At 67.3% G+C, this 15813-nt stretch carries 15 protein-coding genes; 4 read left to right on the forward strand and 11 right to left on the reverse strand.

Going from position 1 to position 15813, the window contains the following annotated elements:
- Nucleotides 1-13: 13 nt before the first annotated feature.
- Nucleotides 14-793, forward strand: a complete 780-nt coding sequence (locus CXB49_RS20785) for an EAL domain-containing protein (protein WP_101710136.1) — start codon at nt 14-16, stop codon at nt 791-793.
- On the opposite strand, the gene CXB49_RS20790 is transcribed toward CXB49_RS20785, so the two are convergent.
- The gene (locus CXB49_RS20790) at nt 748-1974 is read right to left on the reverse strand and encodes an MFS transporter (protein WP_233492874.1); all 1227 of its coding nucleotides are present in this window, start codon (nt 1972-1974) and stop codon (nt 748-750) included. The two genes, CXB49_RS20785 and CXB49_RS20790, sit on opposite strands and share 46 nt — an antisense overlap.
- A 111-nt stretch (nt 1975-2085) precedes the next feature.
- Between CXB49_RS20790 and CXB49_RS20795 the strand changes: the two genes are divergently transcribed.
- On the forward strand, nt 2086-2970 hold the full coding sequence (locus CXB49_RS20795) for a LysR family transcriptional regulator (protein ID WP_101710137.1): 885 nt from the start codon (nt 2086-2088) through the stop codon (nt 2968-2970).
- Nucleotides 2971-3023: 53 nt separating this feature from the next.
- Here CXB49_RS20795 and CXB49_RS20800 read toward each other — a convergent pair whose 3' ends face one another.
- The 10 genes from CXB49_RS20800 to CXB49_RS20845 all read right to left on the reverse strand — a co-directional run bounded on the left by CXB49_RS20800 (nt 3024) and on the right by CXB49_RS20845 (nt 13369).
- Nucleotides 3024-3791, reverse strand: a complete 768-nt coding sequence (locus tag CXB49_RS20800; RefSeq protein ID WP_101710138.1) for a DeoR/GlpR family DNA-binding transcription regulator — start codon at nt 3789-3791, stop codon at nt 3024-3026.
- Nucleotides 3792-3927: 136 nt separating this feature from the next.
- On the reverse strand, nt 3928-5502 hold the full coding sequence (locus CXB49_RS20805) for a cyclic diguanylate phosphodiesterase (protein WP_158300976.1): 1575 nt from the start codon (nt 5500-5502) through the stop codon (nt 3928-3930).
- A gap of 110 nt (nt 5503-5612) precedes the next feature.
- Nucleotides 5613-6992 (reverse strand): argininosuccinate lyase, encoded by a 1380-nt coding sequence (gene argH / locus CXB49_RS20810; RefSeq protein ID WP_101710140.1) that lies wholly within the window; start codon nt 6990-6992, stop codon nt 5613-5615.
- Between the two features lie 80 nt (nt 6993-7072).
- On the reverse strand, nt 7073-7828 hold the full coding sequence (locus CXB49_RS20815; RefSeq protein ID WP_101710141.1) for an ABC transporter substrate-binding protein: 756 nt from the start codon (nt 7826-7828) through the stop codon (nt 7073-7075).
- 169 nt (nt 7829-7997) lie between these two features.
- Nucleotides 7998-8732, reverse strand: coding sequence for an amino acid ABC transporter ATP-binding protein (locus CXB49_RS20820; protein WP_101710142.1), 735 nt, complete (start codon nt 8730-8732; stop codon nt 7998-8000).
- 5 nt (nt 8733-8737) lie between these two features.
- A complete protein-coding gene (locus CXB49_RS20825; RefSeq protein ID WP_101710143.1) occupies nt 8738-9403 on the reverse strand; it encodes an amino acid ABC transporter permease in 666 nt (221 codons plus the stop codon).
- Nucleotides 9403-10143 (reverse strand): amino acid ABC transporter permease, encoded by a 741-nt coding sequence (locus tag CXB49_RS20830; RefSeq protein WP_101710144.1) that lies wholly within the window; start codon nt 10141-10143, stop codon nt 9403-9405. Before CXB49_RS20830 ends, CXB49_RS20825 begins: the two co-directional genes overlap by 1 nt.
- A 147-nt stretch (nt 10144-10290) precedes the next feature.
- Entirely contained in the window at nt 10291-11190 is a 900-nt protein-coding gene (locus tag CXB49_RS20835) for a glutamate/aspartate ABC transporter substrate-binding protein (protein ID WP_101710145.1), read from the reverse strand.
- Between the two features lie 119 nt (nt 11191-11309).
- A complete protein-coding gene (gene rsmA, locus CXB49_RS20840; protein WP_101710146.1) occupies nt 11310-12098 on the reverse strand; it encodes a 16S rRNA (adenine(1518)-N(6)/adenine(1519)-N(6))-dimethyltransferase RsmA in 789 nt (262 codons plus the stop codon).
- Nucleotides 12099-12178: 80 nt separating this feature from the next.
- The gene (locus CXB49_RS20845; protein ID WP_158300977.1) at nt 12179-13369 is read right to left on the reverse strand and encodes a Bcr/CflA family efflux MFS transporter; all 1191 of its coding nucleotides are present in this window, start codon (nt 13367-13369) and stop codon (nt 12179-12181) included.
- A gap of 279 nt (nt 13370-13648) precedes the next feature.
- On the opposite strand from CXB49_RS20845, the gene CXB49_RS20850 reads away from it, so the two are divergent.
- Both CXB49_RS20850 and rng read left to right on the forward strand, forming a co-directional pair.
- Entirely contained in the window at nt 13649-14245 is a 597-nt protein-coding gene (locus CXB49_RS20850; protein WP_101710148.1) for a nucleoside triphosphate pyrophosphatase, read from the forward strand.
- Between the two features lie 14 nt (nt 14246-14259).
- Nucleotides 14260-15756: a ribonuclease G gene (gene rng, locus CXB49_RS20855; RefSeq protein WP_101710149.1), complete on the forward strand. Its 1497-nt coding sequence runs from the start codon at nt 14260-14262 to the stop codon at nt 15754-15756.
- Nucleotides 15757-15813 lie beyond the last annotated feature (57 nt).

Genomic DNA, 15813 nt, shown 5'->3' on the forward strand with positions numbered 1-15813 from the left:
AGGCAGGTGCGCCATGCAGCCCACTCTCGGCGCGCAGGCGGGCAGCATGCTGTTCCGCGACGCATCCGGCCGCTACTGCGCCGCCCTGGCCGGCTACCGCTTCCTCAGCGTCTTCCAGCCCATCGTCTACCGCGGCGGCGCCCTGTTCGGCCACGAGGCCCTGCTGCGCGTCGTCGACGACGGCGGCGAATGGCTGGCGCCGGACCGCTTCCTGGCCTCGCTGCCGGCCGAGCTGGCGCTGGAAGCCGACCGGCTGGCGCGGCTGATCCATGTGCGCAACTTCGCGCAGAGCGGCGCCGAGGGCTGCTTGTGCCTGAACCTGATGCCGGCCACCGTGCAGCTGGACCACGGCGGCCGCACCCATCTGCCGCTGCTGCAGAACCTGCTGGCCAGCCTGGAGATAGACGCCGGCGTCACCATCTTCGAGGTGCCGGAATTCGAGATCGAGCAGCACGGCCAGCCGCTGCTGGACGGCATGCGCCACGCCGCCGAGCTGGGCTTCGGCGTGGCGGTCGACGATTTCGGCGCGCTGGCCTCGCGCCACGGCAAGGTCGGCGCGCTGTGCCCGGACATCATCAAGATAGACCGCAGCCTGCTGCTGGACCACATGGCCGGCGAAACCCAGCAATTGCCGGCGCTGCTGGAGTTCGGCTGGCAAATCGGCAGCCGCATGCTGGTGGAAGGGGTGGAAACCGCCGAACAGCTGGAAGCGATGCGCGCGCTCGGCGTCGAGCTGTACCAGGGCCATCACCTTGGCCGGCCCGGCGAATTGCCGGTGATCCGCCAGTTGTAGCCGCCGGCGTCCAGACGCAGGCTGAGCAGCGCCAGCAAGGCCAGCAGCGCGCCCAGCCACAGCGGCGCGCGCAGGCCCAGGCCGGCGTCCAGGCCGGCGCCGCCCGCCCAGGAACCGAACATCAGCCCCAGATTCACCACCGCCATGTGCAGGCTGTTCACCATCGGCCCGCTGCCGCCGACGCGCACCACCCGCGCCACCATCGCCGGATTCATCGGCAGGCCGGCCAGGCCCAGCAGGGCCACTCCGGCCACCGTCAGCGCCTGCCATTGCGCGCCCAGCGCCAGCGCCGACATCACCAGACACAAGGTCAGCGTGCCGCCCAGCAGCACGCGCCGGGTGTGGCGGTCGGCCAGCCGTCCGGTCAGCAGATTGCCCAGCACCGTCGCCGCGCCGTAGACGCCGAACAGCAGCGGCACCGTCTCGCCGGAAAAACCGCCGACCTCGACGAAGATCGGCGCCAGATAAGTGAAGGCGGCGAACACCGCGCCGATGATCAGGCCGCTGGTCAGATAGGCCGCCCACAGCGGCGGCCGCGCCAGCGCGCGCAGCTCGTCGCCGGCGTCCTGCCGCGCCGGCTTGTCGCCGGCCGGCGCCAATGCGGCGATGCCCAGCATCGCCAGCCCCACCAATGCCGCCACCAGCCAGAACGCCGGCCGCCAGCCCCATTGCTGGTCCAGCAGCGTCGCCAGCGGCAGGCCGGCCACCGAGGCCAGCATCAGGCCGTTCAACACCAGGGCGGCGGCGCGGGCGATGCTCGCCATCCCCACCAGTTCGCCGGCCAGCGCCAGCGCCACGCCGAAGAAGGCCGACTGCGCGACGCCGCAGACGATGCGCGACGCCAGCAGCTGCGGATAGCCGCCGGCGGTCGTGCCTATCAGCTGGCCGATCAGGAACACCGCCAGCAGACCCAGCAGCGCCGGCTTGCGCCGCGCCGCGCGCAGCCTCAGCGTCAGCAACGGGCCGCCGACCACCACGCTGGCGGCGAAGGCGGACACCAGCTTGCCGACATCGGCCAGCGAGACATGGAAGGCCGCCGCCAGCGACGGCATCATGCCGGCCACCATGAACTCCGAGGTGGCCATCGCGAAGATGCACAGGCCAAACAGATAGATGACGGCCGGCAGCGGCCGGGACGCCGCGGCGCCCTCCTGGGGGGAAACAGCGGACGGTGTGGACATGGCGGCACTCCTGTAAGGTCAGGCCCCGATGCTAATGGCGCCGCCCATGACGGATAAATGGGTTAGCATGCCGCTCATAACGGAATGTTTTTCCGTAATTCAGGAAAAATCATGGACAAGATGAGCGGAATCGAGCTGTTCGCCCAGGTGGCGCGCCAGGGCAGCCTGGTGGCGGCCGGCCGTCAGCTGGGCCTGTCGGCGTCGGCGGTGGGCAAGGGGCTGGCGCGGCTGGAGCAGCGGCTGGGCGCGCGCCTGGTCCACCGCAGCACGCGGCGGCTGGCGCTGACCACCGAGGGCAGCCAGTACCTGGCCCGCTGCCTGCGCATCCTGGACGAGGCAGAAGCGGCCGAGCGCGAGCTGCAACAGGGCCTGGCCGCGCCCAGCGGCCGGCTGAAGGTAGGGCTACCGCACGAAAGCGGCCTGCTGACGCCGCCGCTGGCCGATTTCATGCGCCGCTACCCGCAAGTGGCGCTGGACCTGGACTACAGCGACCGGCTGGTGGACGTGATAGGCGAGGGCTTCGACGTGGTGGTGCGCGGCGGCGAGCCGGCCGACTCCCGGCTGGCCGCGCGCAGGCTGGGCGGCTACCGGATGCGGCTGCTGGCCTCGCCCGGCTATCTGGCCGAACACGGCGAGCCGGCGACCGCGCGCGATCTGCTGCGGCACCGCTGCCTGCACTACCGGCTGCCCCACAGCGGCAAGCTGCTGCCGTGGCCGCTGCTGCCGGACGGCGACGGCGAGGTGTCGCCGCCGATCAGCGCCAGCTGCAATACCGGCGAGGCGCTGATCGCGCTGGCCGCGCGCGGCATGGGCATCGCCTGCCTGCCGGACTTCACCGTCCGGCGCGAGCTGGCCGCCGGCACCCTGGTCCAGCTGGCGCGGCCGCAGGTGGAACGCAGCGGCAATCTCTATCTCTTGTGGCCGGCGGCGCCGGCGATGCCGCCGCGGCTGCGCGCCTTCATCGACCACATGGCGGCGCATGCCTTCGCCGAGTGAGCCGCCATGAAAAAACCGCCCGGAGGCGGTTTTCGTTTGGGAGAAGCGTCCGCTCAGACCTCGGACAGCACCAGCCGCACGCTGTGTTCCTCCAGCAGCTTGCTGACCGGCTCCGGCGGCATCGCGTCGGTGAACACGGTGTGGAACTCGCTGATGTGGCCCATGCGCACCAGCGCGTTGCGGCCGAACTTGCTGTGGTCGGCGGCCAGGTAGCGGTGGCGGGCGTTGTTCATCATCGCCTGCGCCACCCGCACCTCGCGGTAGTCGAAATCCAGCAGCGAGCCGTCGGACTCGATGCCGGACACGCCGATGATGGCGTAGTCGACCTTGAACTGATTGATGAAGTCCAGCGTCGCCACGCCGGTGATGCCGCCGTCCGACGCGCGCACGGTGCCGGAGGTGATCATCGCGGTGAAGTCCGGATTGGTGGACATGATGGACGCGACGTGGATGTTGTTGGTGATCACCCGAAGGCCCTTGTGCGTCGCCGTCAGCGCCTGCGCCACCGCTTCTATGGTGGTGCCTATGCTCATGAACAGCGAGGCGTGGTCGGGGATGCTGCGCGCGATCATGTCGGCGATGTGGGCCTTTTCGCTCTGAAACTTTCCTTTGCGAGCAAAATAGTCCTCGTTCTCCACGCTGTTGCCGAGCGCGGCGCCGCCGTGGTAGCGGCGCAGCAGATTGGCCTCGCACAGCTGGTTGATGTCGCGACGTATCGTCTGCGGCGTGACATCGAGCAACCTGGCCAGCTCCTCGATCGGCATGAAGCCGTTTTCGCGGACCAGTTGCAGAATCTTGTCGTGACGTGGAGAGCGGCTCATAACTATTCGGAATCGAAAATCACGTTACTTTAGTAACATATTTTTCGCCCCGTTAGCAAATGCCGGCTGCAATTTTCGTCCCGTTCCCGACCGGCGGCGTGCGGCCGCCACAACGGCGGCCGGATGTCGCTCGACGCTAGGGCGCCGTCGTCGCCGACGCGAAACGGTCTACCCGCGGCCAGGTGTCGCCGGCGATCAGCCGGCGCGCGAACTCGTCCAGCGGCATCGGCCTGGCGATATGGAAACCCTGCAGCCAGCCGACGCCGAGCTGGCTCAGATAGGCCAGCTGCTCGGCGGTCTCGACGCCCTCGGCCACCGTTTCCAACCCCAGCTTGGCCGCCAGTTCCGCCACGCTGTCGACGATGTGGGCGGACAGGCCGTCGCTGCCGATGCCGGCGACGAAGCTCTGGTCTATCTTCAACCCGTCCACCGCCAGCTGTTGCAGATAGACCAGACTGGAATGGCCGGTGCCGAAGTCGTCCAGCGCGATCTTCACCCCCAGCTGGTGCAGCCGGTGGAACAGTTCCTCCACCTCGGGCGTGACCTCGACCAGCTCGCGCTCGGTCAACTCCAGCGTCAGCACCGCTCCGCTGCCCTGCAGCGACTGCTGCAGCTCGCGGCAATCGTCGTAGAAGCGCGGGTCCTGCAGATGGGCGCGGCTGATGTTGAAGCCGAGATGGAAGTCCGGCGGCAGCGGCAGCCTGCGCAGACGGTCCGCCACCTGCCGCATCATCTGCCAGGTCATCGGCACGATCATGCCGGATTCCTCGGCGTGCGGGATGAACAGCTCGGGCCGGATCAGGCCGTCGCGCGGATGGCGCCAGCGCATCAGCGCCTCGGCGCCCTGCCAGCCCGGCAGGCCGGGCTTGATCACCGGCTGCAGAAAGCCCTCGAACTCGTCGTTCGCCAGCGCGCGCCTCAGCTCGGCCAGCGGCGAGGCCGGCCGGCCCAGCAGCCAGTACAGCGTCGCGCCGGCGGCCAGGCCCAGCGACAGCAGCACGATGACCAACAGGCCGTGGCGCTGCCACAGCAGGCGCGGCCACGACGGGACCTCGTAGCTGGTCAGCAAGGTATACGGATAGCGCTGCGAGCGGCCGATCTCGACGGTGCGCCACGCTTGCGGCGGCGGACCGCGTCCGACCCGGCGCGGCCCCAGCCATGCGGCGCCGACCTGCAGGAAGACCGGGGAGGTGTCGCTGGCGTCCTGCAGCGCCAGTTGCAGGTAGCGGCCGTCCACGGTGGCGATGGCGTCGCCGCGCGGCCCGCGCAGCCGGTAGTACAGCAGCGGCACGTTCGGCGTGATGTGGTTGCCGGGCAACAGCTGCAGCCGCCCCTCGGCGAAGCCGCCGGAATCGAGCGGCAGCGAGATGCTGCCGCTGAGCGAGGTGCAATAGAAGGTGTCGGCGCGCGCCAGCGCGGTGCTGCGGACGAAGGGCACCATCGCCACCTGCCGGCGCAGGCTGTACACCGCCTGGCCGCAGGGCTGGCCGGCATGCGGCAGGATGGTGCGGCTGGCCTGGTCGGCCTGGTCCAGAATCTCGTCGACCTGGGCCACCCCCTGCTGGATCTGCTGCCGGGCCAGCCGGCGCAAATCCTGCCCCTCCTGCCACAGCAGCGTCGGCGCCACCGTCAGCAGCGGCAGCAGGGCGACCAGCAGCGCCGGCAGCAAATGGCTGAGCCGGTGTTGGCGGCGCGGATGCAAGGGACTCATCGGGTCTCCGCGGCAAGCGTCCGCGGCATGCGGGACCGCCCGGCCACAACGGGTTGTCGACATTGAGGAAGCGCCCTCCTCGCGGAGGGCCGTCGCCTGGCGCGCCGGGCTCAGCCGAGCCGGGCGCGGTGTCGGGCGATCTGCGCCGCCACCTGCCGCGGCGCGGTGCCGCCGACGTGGTCGCGTTGCGCGAGGCTGCCTTCCGGCGTCAGTACGGTATAGACGTCATCGGCGATCAGCGCACTGAAGCCCTGCAACACCGCCAGCGGCAGCTCGGCCAGGTCGACCCCCTGCCGCTCGGCGTGGCGCACCGCCAGCGCGACCACTTCATGGCTGTCGCGGAACGGCAGGCCCTTCTTGACCAGGTAGTCGGCCAGGTCGGTGGCGGTGGCGAAGCCCTGCAGCACCGCGGCGCGCATCGCCTCCGGCTTCACCGTCACGCCGCGCATCATGTCGGCGTAGATGCGCAGCGTGGTCTGCAGCGTGTCGACGGTGTCGAACAGCGGCTCCTTGTCTTCCTGATTGTCCTTGTTGTAGGCCAGCGGCTGCGCCTTCATCAGCGTCAGCAGCGCAATCAGGTGGCCGACGACGCGGCCGGACTTGCCGCGCACCAGTTCCGGCACGTCCGGGTTCTTCTTCTGCGGCATGATGGACGAGCCGGTGCAGAAGCGGTCGGCGATGTCGATGAAGCCGACGCGCGGGCTCATCCACAGGATCAATTCCTCCGACAGCCGCGACAGGTGGATCATCACCAGCGAGGCGGCGGCGGTGAATTCGATGGCGAAATCGCGATCGGACACCGCGTCCAGCGAGTTGTGGCAGACGTCGTCGAAACCGAGCAGCTCGGCGGTGTAATGGCGGTCTATCGGGTAGGTGGTGCCGGCCAGCGCCGCCGCGCCCAGCGGCAGCCGGTTGACGCGCTTGCGGCAGTCCTGCATCCGCTCGGCGTCGCGCGCCAGCATCTCGACATAGGCCAGCAGATGGTGGCCGAAGGTGACCGGCTGCGCCACCTGCAGGTGGGTGAAGCCGGGCATCACGGTGGCGGCGTGCGCCTCCGCCAGTTCCAGCAGGCTCTTCTGCAGCTCGGCCAACAGGTGGACGCTGGCGTCGATCTCGCCGCGCAGCCACAGCCGGATGTCGGTGGCCACCTGGTCGTTGCGCGAACGGCCGGTGTGCAGCCGCTTGCCGGCGTCGCCGACGCGGTCGGTCAGCCGGCGCTCGATATTCATGTGCACGTCTTCCAGATCGACGCTCCACGCCAGCCCGCCGGCGCGGATCTCGTCGCGGATCTCGGCCATGCCCTGGCGGATCGCCGCCAGGTCGGCGTCGGACAGCACGCCCGCCCGGTTCAGCATCGCCGCGTGGGCGAGCGAGCCGTCGATATCCGCCTCGGCCAATCGGTAGTCGAAACCGATGGAGGCGGTGTAGTGCTTGACGAGTTCGGAAACCGGCTCGGAAAAGCGGCCGGACCAGGCGTGTTGGTCTTGCATGGCGTTGCGTCCCACTGGTAATCGTGCAAAAGCCCTACTATGCCAGCCGCCACCGCGCGCGGCCAGCGCGGATTTTGCAACTAACGCTCATCGGCGCCCTTTTTGCCGCCGGCCAGCAGCCGGGCGACGCTGCCGTCGGCCAGCATCGCGCGCAGCGTCCGCGCTATCCGCGCCCGCTCCGGATAACGCGGGGAAGTCCGCGCCAGCGCCAGCCGGTTCGGACGGGTGTCGTCCAGCGTCAGGGGCACGCGCCTGACGCTGGCGGCGAACTCCGGACTGGCCGCCAGCAGGCCGCTTTGCTGCTCGTTGCCTATCAGCACGTCGACGCGGCCGGCCACCAGCTTGCGGAAACTGGACTCCATCGTCGGCGCCGTGTCGCGGCGGATGCGGAAGTCGGCGTCGAAGCGCGGATGGTAGCGCACGCCCTGCACCACCCCCACCGTCAGCGGCAGCAGGTCGGCGTAGCGGGCGACGCCGCGCCCGTCGTCGCGGCGCTGATACAAGACCAGCCGGTTGCCGCTGGCGAACGGCGGCTCCAGGTAATCCAGATAGCGGGCGCGCTCGGCGCTGTACTGCACCCCTATCATCAGGTCGGCCTTGCCGGCCTGCATCGCCGCCAGACAGCGCGACAGCGGGCACTGGAAGAAACGCAGCGGCATCCCCAGCCGGCGCGCCAGCTCGCGCACGATCTCGGTGTACGGGCCGACTGGCCGGCCCTGCGCGTCCACCCGCTTCCAAGGCTCGAACACGTTGTAGGCGAAGACCAGCTCGTGGGCGGCCGCCGGCGCGGACGTCAGCGTCAGGCAGCACAGCAGCAGGGCGATCAGTCTTTTCACGGTGTTTGCTTGGAAATGTTTTCACCCATGCTATCCGCGAATCGCGCGTACCGGGAATTCGGCGTGCCGATAGTCGGATCGTTGTTGTAAAAACATCTCGCCGGCGGACGCGGTCCGGGCGCAAAAAAGCCCGCGCCGGGCGCGGGCTTCGCCATCGGCGCGACGCCGATCAATGCTGCAGGATCTTGGACAGGAACTGGCGCGCGCGCTCGCTGCGGGCGTCCATATCGCCGAAAAAGTCGTCCTTGGCGCAGTCCTCGACGATGTGGCCCTGGTCCATGAAGATGACGCGGTCGGCGACGCGGCGGGCGAAGCCCATCTCGTGCGTCACGCACATCATCGTCATGCCCTCGTGCGCCAGCTCGGTCATCACGTCCAGCACCTCGTTGATCATCTCCGGGTCCAGCGCGCTGGTCGGCTCGTCGAACAGCATCGCGATCGGCTCCATCGCCAGCGCGCGGGCGATGGCCACCCGCTGCTGCTGGCCGCCGGACAACTGGCCGGGATGCTTGTCGGCGTGCGCCCTGAGACCGACGCGGTCCAGCAGCTTCAGGCCCTTGGCCATCGCCTCGTCGCGGCCGCGGCCCAGCACCTTGACCTGGGCGATGGCCAGGTTTTCCGTGATGGTCAGGTGCGGAAACAACTCGAAGTGCTGGAACACCATGCCGACGCGGCTACGCAGCTTCGGCAGATCGGTCTTGGCATCGCCGACCGAGATGCCGTCGACGACGATCTCGCCCTGCTGGAACGGCTCCAGCGCGTTGACGCACTTGATCAGCGTGGATTTGCCGGAGCCGGACGGCCCGCACACCACGACCACCTCGCCCTTGGCGACCCGGGTCGTGCAATCGGTCAGCACCTGGAAGTCGCCATACCATTTGCTGACCTTGTTCAGCGCAATCATTGCAGTCATACAGCCAACCTTTGTTGCAGGCGCTTCACCAGTCGCGAGGCGCCAAAACTGATCACGAAGTAGACCATGCCGGCGAATATCAGGAATTCATGCGGCAGGCCGACGATGTCGCCCTTGGAACGGGCGGTGTTGAGAAAATCCATCAGGCCGACAGCGTATACCAGAGACGTGTCCTGGAACAGGATGATGGACTGCTGCAACAGCAGCGGCAACATCTTGCGCAGCGCCTGCGGCAGCACGACCAGCCCCATCACCTGGTGGTAGCGCATGCCCAGCGCGTAGGCGGCGCCGGCCTGTCCCTTCGGTATCGCCTGGATGCCGGCGCGGACGATCTCGGCGAAATAGGCTGCCTCGAACATCACGAAGGCCGTCAGGCAGGAGGTGAACGCCCCGACCGGCTCGAAGTTGCCGGTGATCCAGTTCAGCAGCAGCGGCACCGCCAGATAGAACCAGGAGATCACCAGCAGCAACGGAATCGAGCGGAAATAGTAGACGTACAACGTGGCCAGCACCGACAGCGGCTTGAAATCGGACAGCCGCGCCAGGGCCAGCAGTATGCCGAGCAGCACGCCGCCCATCACGCCGCCGGCCAGCATCTTCAGCGTCAGCAGCATGCCCGCGCCCAGACCCGGCAGCGCCGGGACGATCTGGCTGAAATCCATTACTTGCCTCCCATCATGCCGGGCACCCTGAGCTTCTTCTCCAGCGCGTTCATCATCAGCATCAGGCTCATGTTGAGCACGAAGTAGATGATGGTGGCCAGCGTGAAGGCTTCGAAGATATTGGCGGAAAACTCCGCGGTCTGCTTGGTCTGCGCCAGCAATTCGGCCAGGCCGATCAGCGACGCCACCGATGAGTTCTTGATGATGTTCAGAAACTCGCTGGTCAGCGGCGGGATGATGATGCGCATCGCCTGCGGCAGCAGCACGTGGCGGTAGGTCTGGCCAAGCGAGAAGCCGACCGCCATCGCCGCGTTGCGCTGGCCGCGCGGCAGCGCCTCGATGCCGGTCCTCACCTGCTCCGCCACCCGGGCGGCGGTGAACAGGCCGAGACAGACGACGACAGACAGGAATTGCGAGGTGATCGGCGACAGATCCTGCTTGAACCAGATCTGCGCGCCCTCCGGCAGCATGTCCGGCACCAGGAAGTACCAGACGAACAGCTGCACCAAGAGCGGCACGTTGCGGAACAGTTCGACGTAGGCGGTGGCGATGCCGGCCACCCAGCGGTTGGGCAGCGTGCGCAGCACGCCGACCACGGTGCCCAGCGACAGCGCGATGATCCAGCCGCTCAAGGCCACCGCCAGCGTCCAGCCGAAGCCGCTGACGAACCAGTTCAGATAGATCTCGCTGCCGACACCGGTAGGCTTGAAGAAGATTCCCCAGTCCCAGTGGTAATTCATGAAGCCACTCCCAGCCGCGCGGCCGCGAAGGCGCGCGGCGATCGATGCCCCCGCCGGCCGGCGGCCGGACAGGGTCGAGCAGCCACCCGCCGGATGCGGATGGCTTCGGTTTGAAGGCTCAGGCCGCCGTCAGGCGGCCGCGCCGGATCACTCGGCGGGCTTGTCGGTCGGCTTGGCCAGCAGCGCCTTCAGCTCGTCGGACATCGGGAAGTTCAGGTTCAGGCCCTTAGGCGGGACCGGGGAGGTGAACCATTTGGCGTAGATCTTGTTCACTTCGCCGGACTTGAAGGTTTTCTCCAGCGCGGTGTCCACCACCTTCTTGAACGCCGGATCCTCCTTGCGCAGCATGCAGCCGTAGATCTCGTACGATTGCGACTTGCCGGTCACCACCCAGTTGGACGGATTCTTGGCCTTGGCCATCTCGCCGTACAAGAGCGCGTCGTCCATCATGAAGGCGGCGGCGCGGCCGGACTCCAGCATCAGGAACGATTCGCCGTGGTCCTTGGCCGAAATGATGTTCATGCCCATATTCTTGCTGGCATTCATCGATTTGATCAGCCGCTCCGAGGTGGTGCCGGCGGTGGTGACCACGTTCTTGCCCTTCAGATCCGGGAAGTCCTTGACGCCGGAGGTCTTGGCGGTCAGCAAGCGGGTGCCGATCTCGAAGATGCCGACCGAGAACGCCACCTGGCGGCCGCGCTCGGCGTTGTTGGTGGTGGAGCCGCACTCCAGGTCCACGGTGCCGTTCTGCACCAGCGGGATGCGGGTCTGCGAGGTCACCAGATTGTATTTCACCTGCAGATTCGGCAGCTTCAGTTCCTTCTTCACCTCGTCCACCACCTTGCCCGCGAGGTCCATCGAATAGCCGATAGGCTTCTGGTTGTTGTCGTAGTACGAGAACGGGATCGAGGAATCGCGGTTGCCCAGCACGATCACGCCGGACTCCTTGATCTTCTTCAACGTGCCGGTCAGTTCGGCGGCGCCGGCCGGCAGCGCGGCGACCGCGGCCAGCGTACATCCAACGAGAACGGAAGTGCGAATGCGCATGAGTGTTTCTCCTTATGACTCTCTTTGCGGGGTGAGACGGCGCCGCTTCTAGGGCTGGCGCCTTGATCTTCTTTGTAGTGTTTGTCTGTCCGACAGTATGCGGATATTTTTTATTCGTGTCAGGACTTAATGCCCTTGTCAGACAAATGATTGGCTAGCCGGACATAGTCCTCGACCGGCAGGTTCTCCGGCCTCAGGCCCGGGTCTATGCCCAGCGCCTCCAGATCGGCCACATCGACCAGACCCTTCAGATTGTTGCGCAGCGTCTTGCGCCGTTGCGAGAACGCCTGGATCACCAGTTTCTCCAGCAAGCCCTCGTCGCGGGCGACGCCGCAGCGGCCCGGCGCCGGAATCATCCGCACCACGGCGGAGTCGACCTTAGGCGGCGGCCAGAACGCCTCCGGCGGCACGAACAGGATGTTTTCCATGTAGAAGCGGTACTGCAGCATCACCGACAGCCGACCGTAGTCGGCGTTGGACGGCTCGGCCACCATCCGCTCTATCACTTCCTTCTGCAGCATGAAGTGCATGTCCAGCACGCGGTTGCCGTAGCTGGCCAGGTGGAACAGCAGCGGCGTCGAGATGTTGTACGGCAGGTTGCCGACGATCTTCAGCGGCTTGTCGCTGACCGCGCCGAAGTCGAAGGCCAACGCGTCGCCGGCGTGTATGGTCAGCTTGTCGGCCGGATGCTCGGCGCGCAGACGCTCGATGATGTCGCGGTCGATCTCGACCACATGCAGGTGCGGCAGCCGCGCCAGCAGCGGCTTGGTGATCGCGCCCAGGCCGGGACCGATCTCGACGACGATGTCGTCCGCTTGCGGATTGACTGCGTGGACGATGCCGGCGATGACGCTGTCGTCCTGCAGGAAATTCTGCCCGAAACGCTTGCGGGGGATGTGCTTGCTCATGAATCTGCCAAATCTTGGAACAGCCGCGATTGTACTCGCGCCGCGGCAAATGTCCCAAGCGATTCAGGCAGTTGTCGGACTCAGGCGCCTGCCGGCGCCGGCACGCCCTGCAGGCGCAAGGCCAGCAGGCAGGCCAGCAGGCAGGCCAGCGGCAGCAGCAGCGCCGCGCCGCCCAGCGCCCATTCCCCCGGCAGCGGCAGCGCGGCCAGTGCCGCCGACAACACCGCGGCGAACAGCATCTGGGCGCAGCCCAGCAAGGCGGCGGCGCGGCCGGCCGCGTGGGCGAACGGCGCCATCGCCAGGCTGCTGGCCGGCCCCAGCGTGAAGGCGAAGCCCACGCTCAGCACCGCCACCGGCCCCATGTAATGCCAGGCGCCGCTTTTGCCGGACAGCGCCAGCAACAGCGCGCCCGACAGCGCCATCAGGCCCAGGCCCCAGTGCAGCAGCGTCTGCTGCGAGAAACGGCCGATCAAGCGCAGGCCGACGAAGCTGGCAGCCATGATCAGCAGCGCGTTGGCGCCGAACAGGAGGCCGAAGACGGCCGGGCTGACGCCGCCGTCGGCGATCAGCACCTTGGGCGACAGCGTGACGTAGCCGAGTATCATGCCCAGCGCCGTGCAGCAGCAGGCGCCGTAGCGCAGCAATTCCGGATGGCGCAGCAGCTCGGCGCTGCCGGCGCGCTCGGCGCGCGGCGGGGCGGCGGGGCGCGTTTCCGGCATCTTCCACGCCAGCGCGGCGAAGGCCGCCAGCGCCAGCGCCGCCAGCAGCAGGAAACACGACGGCCAGCCGTACTGCCGGACCAGCACGCTGCCCAGCGTCGGCGCCATCGCCGGCACGATGCTGAGCATGCCGTTCAGCAGGCTGTAGCGGCGCGCGGCGGCGTTGCCGGAGAAGCAGTCGCGGATGATGGTGAACGCGCATACCGAGCTGGCGCTGGCGCCCAGCCCCTGCAGCACGCGGGCGAGCAGGAAGCCGCCCAGCGTGCCGCAATGGCCGGCCAGCAGGGAGGCGACGGCGTAGACCAGCAGGCCGCCCAGCGCCACCGGCCGGCGGCCGACGCGGTCGGCCAGCGGGCCGAACAGCAGCTGGCCCAGGCCCAGGCTGAACACGAAGGCGCCTATGCTGGCCGAGGCGTCGGCATGGAACTGGCTTTGCAGCATCGGCAGGGCCGGCAGATACAGATCAATGCCCAAGGGATTGAACAGAATCAGCAAAATGGCGGTGGCGGTGGCCGGATTGGCGTGGCGGGCGGCGGGGCTGGCTGGCGACATAGGAGGCGGCGGAAACGGTAAAAAGACAGTCATCTTATCAAAACCGTCGCTTGCAGTTCAATTTGCATAAAAATTAATTTCACTATGCTTTATGACATAAAAACAGCCGCCGGGCCTTGCCAAGCGACTACAATCGTTCACCAATTGCCAGCCGGCGCAAGGCATTGAATCTCCATCGCTTTCCACCGGACCAGCCCCCCGCGGCCACCGCGACCATGGTTGGCGCCGGGCCGCTCTGGTAACCTAGGCATCAGCCCAAGAACAAACGAGCAGCCTGATATGAGCACCAATGACAACAGAATCTACCTCGCGTCCGGCAGTCCACGCCGGCGCGAGATCCTGGAACAGCTGGGCCTTCATCTGGAACGCATTCACGCCGAAATCGACGAAACGGCGAGGCCGGGCGAGGAAGCCGTCGCCTATACCGAACGGCTGGCGCGCGAGAAGGCCGAGGCCGGCTGGCGCGTGGTTTCCTCCTGCGGCCTGCCGGAGCGGCCGCTGCTGGCCGCCGACACCACGGTGACGCAGGACGGCGAGATCTTCGGCAAGCCGGAGAACGCCGACGACGCCCGCCGCATGCTGCGCGCCTTCTCCGGTCGCCGCCATCAGGCGATCACCAGCGTGGCGCTGCGCCAGGGCGAGCGGCTGCTGCTCAAGACCTCGGTCACCGACGTTTGTTTCAAGACCCTGTCCGACGCCGAGATCGAACGCTACATCGCCAGCGGCGAGCCGTTCGACAAGGCCGGCGCCTACGGCATACAGGGCCGCGCCGGCGTGTTCGTCGAACGCATCGAGGGCAGCTACACCGGTGTGATGGGCCTGCCGGTACACGAAACCGCGTTGCTGCTGGCCGAATTCGGCTTCGAGCTGCCATAAGCCGGGGAGCGAACATGCTGCATCAATCGATCGCGCTGCCGCGCGACCTGCCGCGGCCGCAGGAACAGATATTGGTCAACATCACGCCGCAGGAAACCCGCGTCGCGGTGCTGGAAGAGGGCATTGTCCAGGAATTGCATGTCGAGCGCGCCGCCAGCCGCGGCATCGTCGGCAACATCTACCTGGGCCAGGTCAAGCGGGTGCTGCCCGGCATGCAGAGCGCCTTCATCGAGATCGGCCTGGAGCGCGCCGCCTTCCTGCACATCGCCGACGTGCTGGAACAGCGCCAGCACCCGACCGAGCCGCAACGGATAGAGAAGATGCTGTTCGAGGGCCAGACCGTCCTCGTCCAGGTGATCAAGGACCCGATCGGCACCAAGGGCGCGCGGCTGTCGACGCAGATCTCGCTGGCCGGCCGCTTCCTGGTGCACCTGCCGCAGGAAGAGCACATCGGCGTGTCGCAGAAGATAGAAAGCGACACCGAGCGCCACAGCCTGAAGGCGCGGCTGGAAAAGCTGCTGCCGGCCGGCAGCCCGAAGGGCTACATCATCCGCACCAGTGCCGAGACCGCGCGCGACGACGAGCTGGCCGCCGACATCGACTACCTCAGCAAGCTGTGGTCCGACATCCAGCAGAAATCGAAGACGCTGCCGGCGCAGAGCGTGCTGTACGAGGATCTGCCGCTGGCGGTGCGGGTGCTGCGCGACATGGTCAGCGGCTACACCGAAAAGGTGCTGGTGGACTCCAACGAGAACTACAGCCGGATGGTGGAATTCGCCGAGCAGTACGTGCAGATCGCCGTCGACAAGATAGAACGCTACGCCGGCGAGCGGCCGCTGTTCGAGATGCACGGCATCGAGACCGAGATAGACAAGGCGCTGGCGCGCCGCGTCAATCTGAAGTTCGGCGGCTACCTGATCATCGACCAGACCGAGGCGATGACGACGATAGACGTCAACACCGGCGGTTTCGTCGGCAACCGCAACTTCGACGAGACCATCTTCAAGACCAATCTGGAGGCGACCCAGGTGATCGCCCGCCAGTTGCGGCTGCGCAATCTGGGCGGCATCGTCATCGTCGACTTCATCGACATGGACAGCGACGAACATCAGGCGGCGGTGCTGGCCGAGCTGGCCAAGGCGATGGCGCGCGACCGCACCCGGGTGACGCTGAACGGCTTCACCAGCCTGGGCCTGGTCGAGATCACCCGCAAGCGCACACGCGAAAGCCTGGCCCACGTGCTGTGCGAGCCGTGTCCGACCTGCCAGGGCCGCGGCGAGATCAAGACGGCGCAGACGGTGTGCTACGAGGTCCAGCGCGAGATCGTCCGCGAGGCGCGGCAATACGACGCCAAGGGCTACCGCATCCTGGCCGCGCAGTCGGTGATAGACATGTTCCTCGACGAGGAGTCGCAGAGCCTGGCGATGCTGGTGGACTTCATCGGCAAGCCGGTGTCGTTGTCGGTGGAGGCCAGCTACACGCAGGAGCAGTTCGACGTGGTCCTGCTGTAGCCATTCGACTTATCCACAGCTTGCGGCCGGCGCGCGTTTTATCCACAACGCCGCCGG

This window comes from Chromobacterium sp. ATCC 53434 (assembly GCF_002848345.1).
GTDB lineage: Bacteria > Pseudomonadota > Gammaproteobacteria > Burkholderiales > Chromobacteriaceae > Chromobacterium.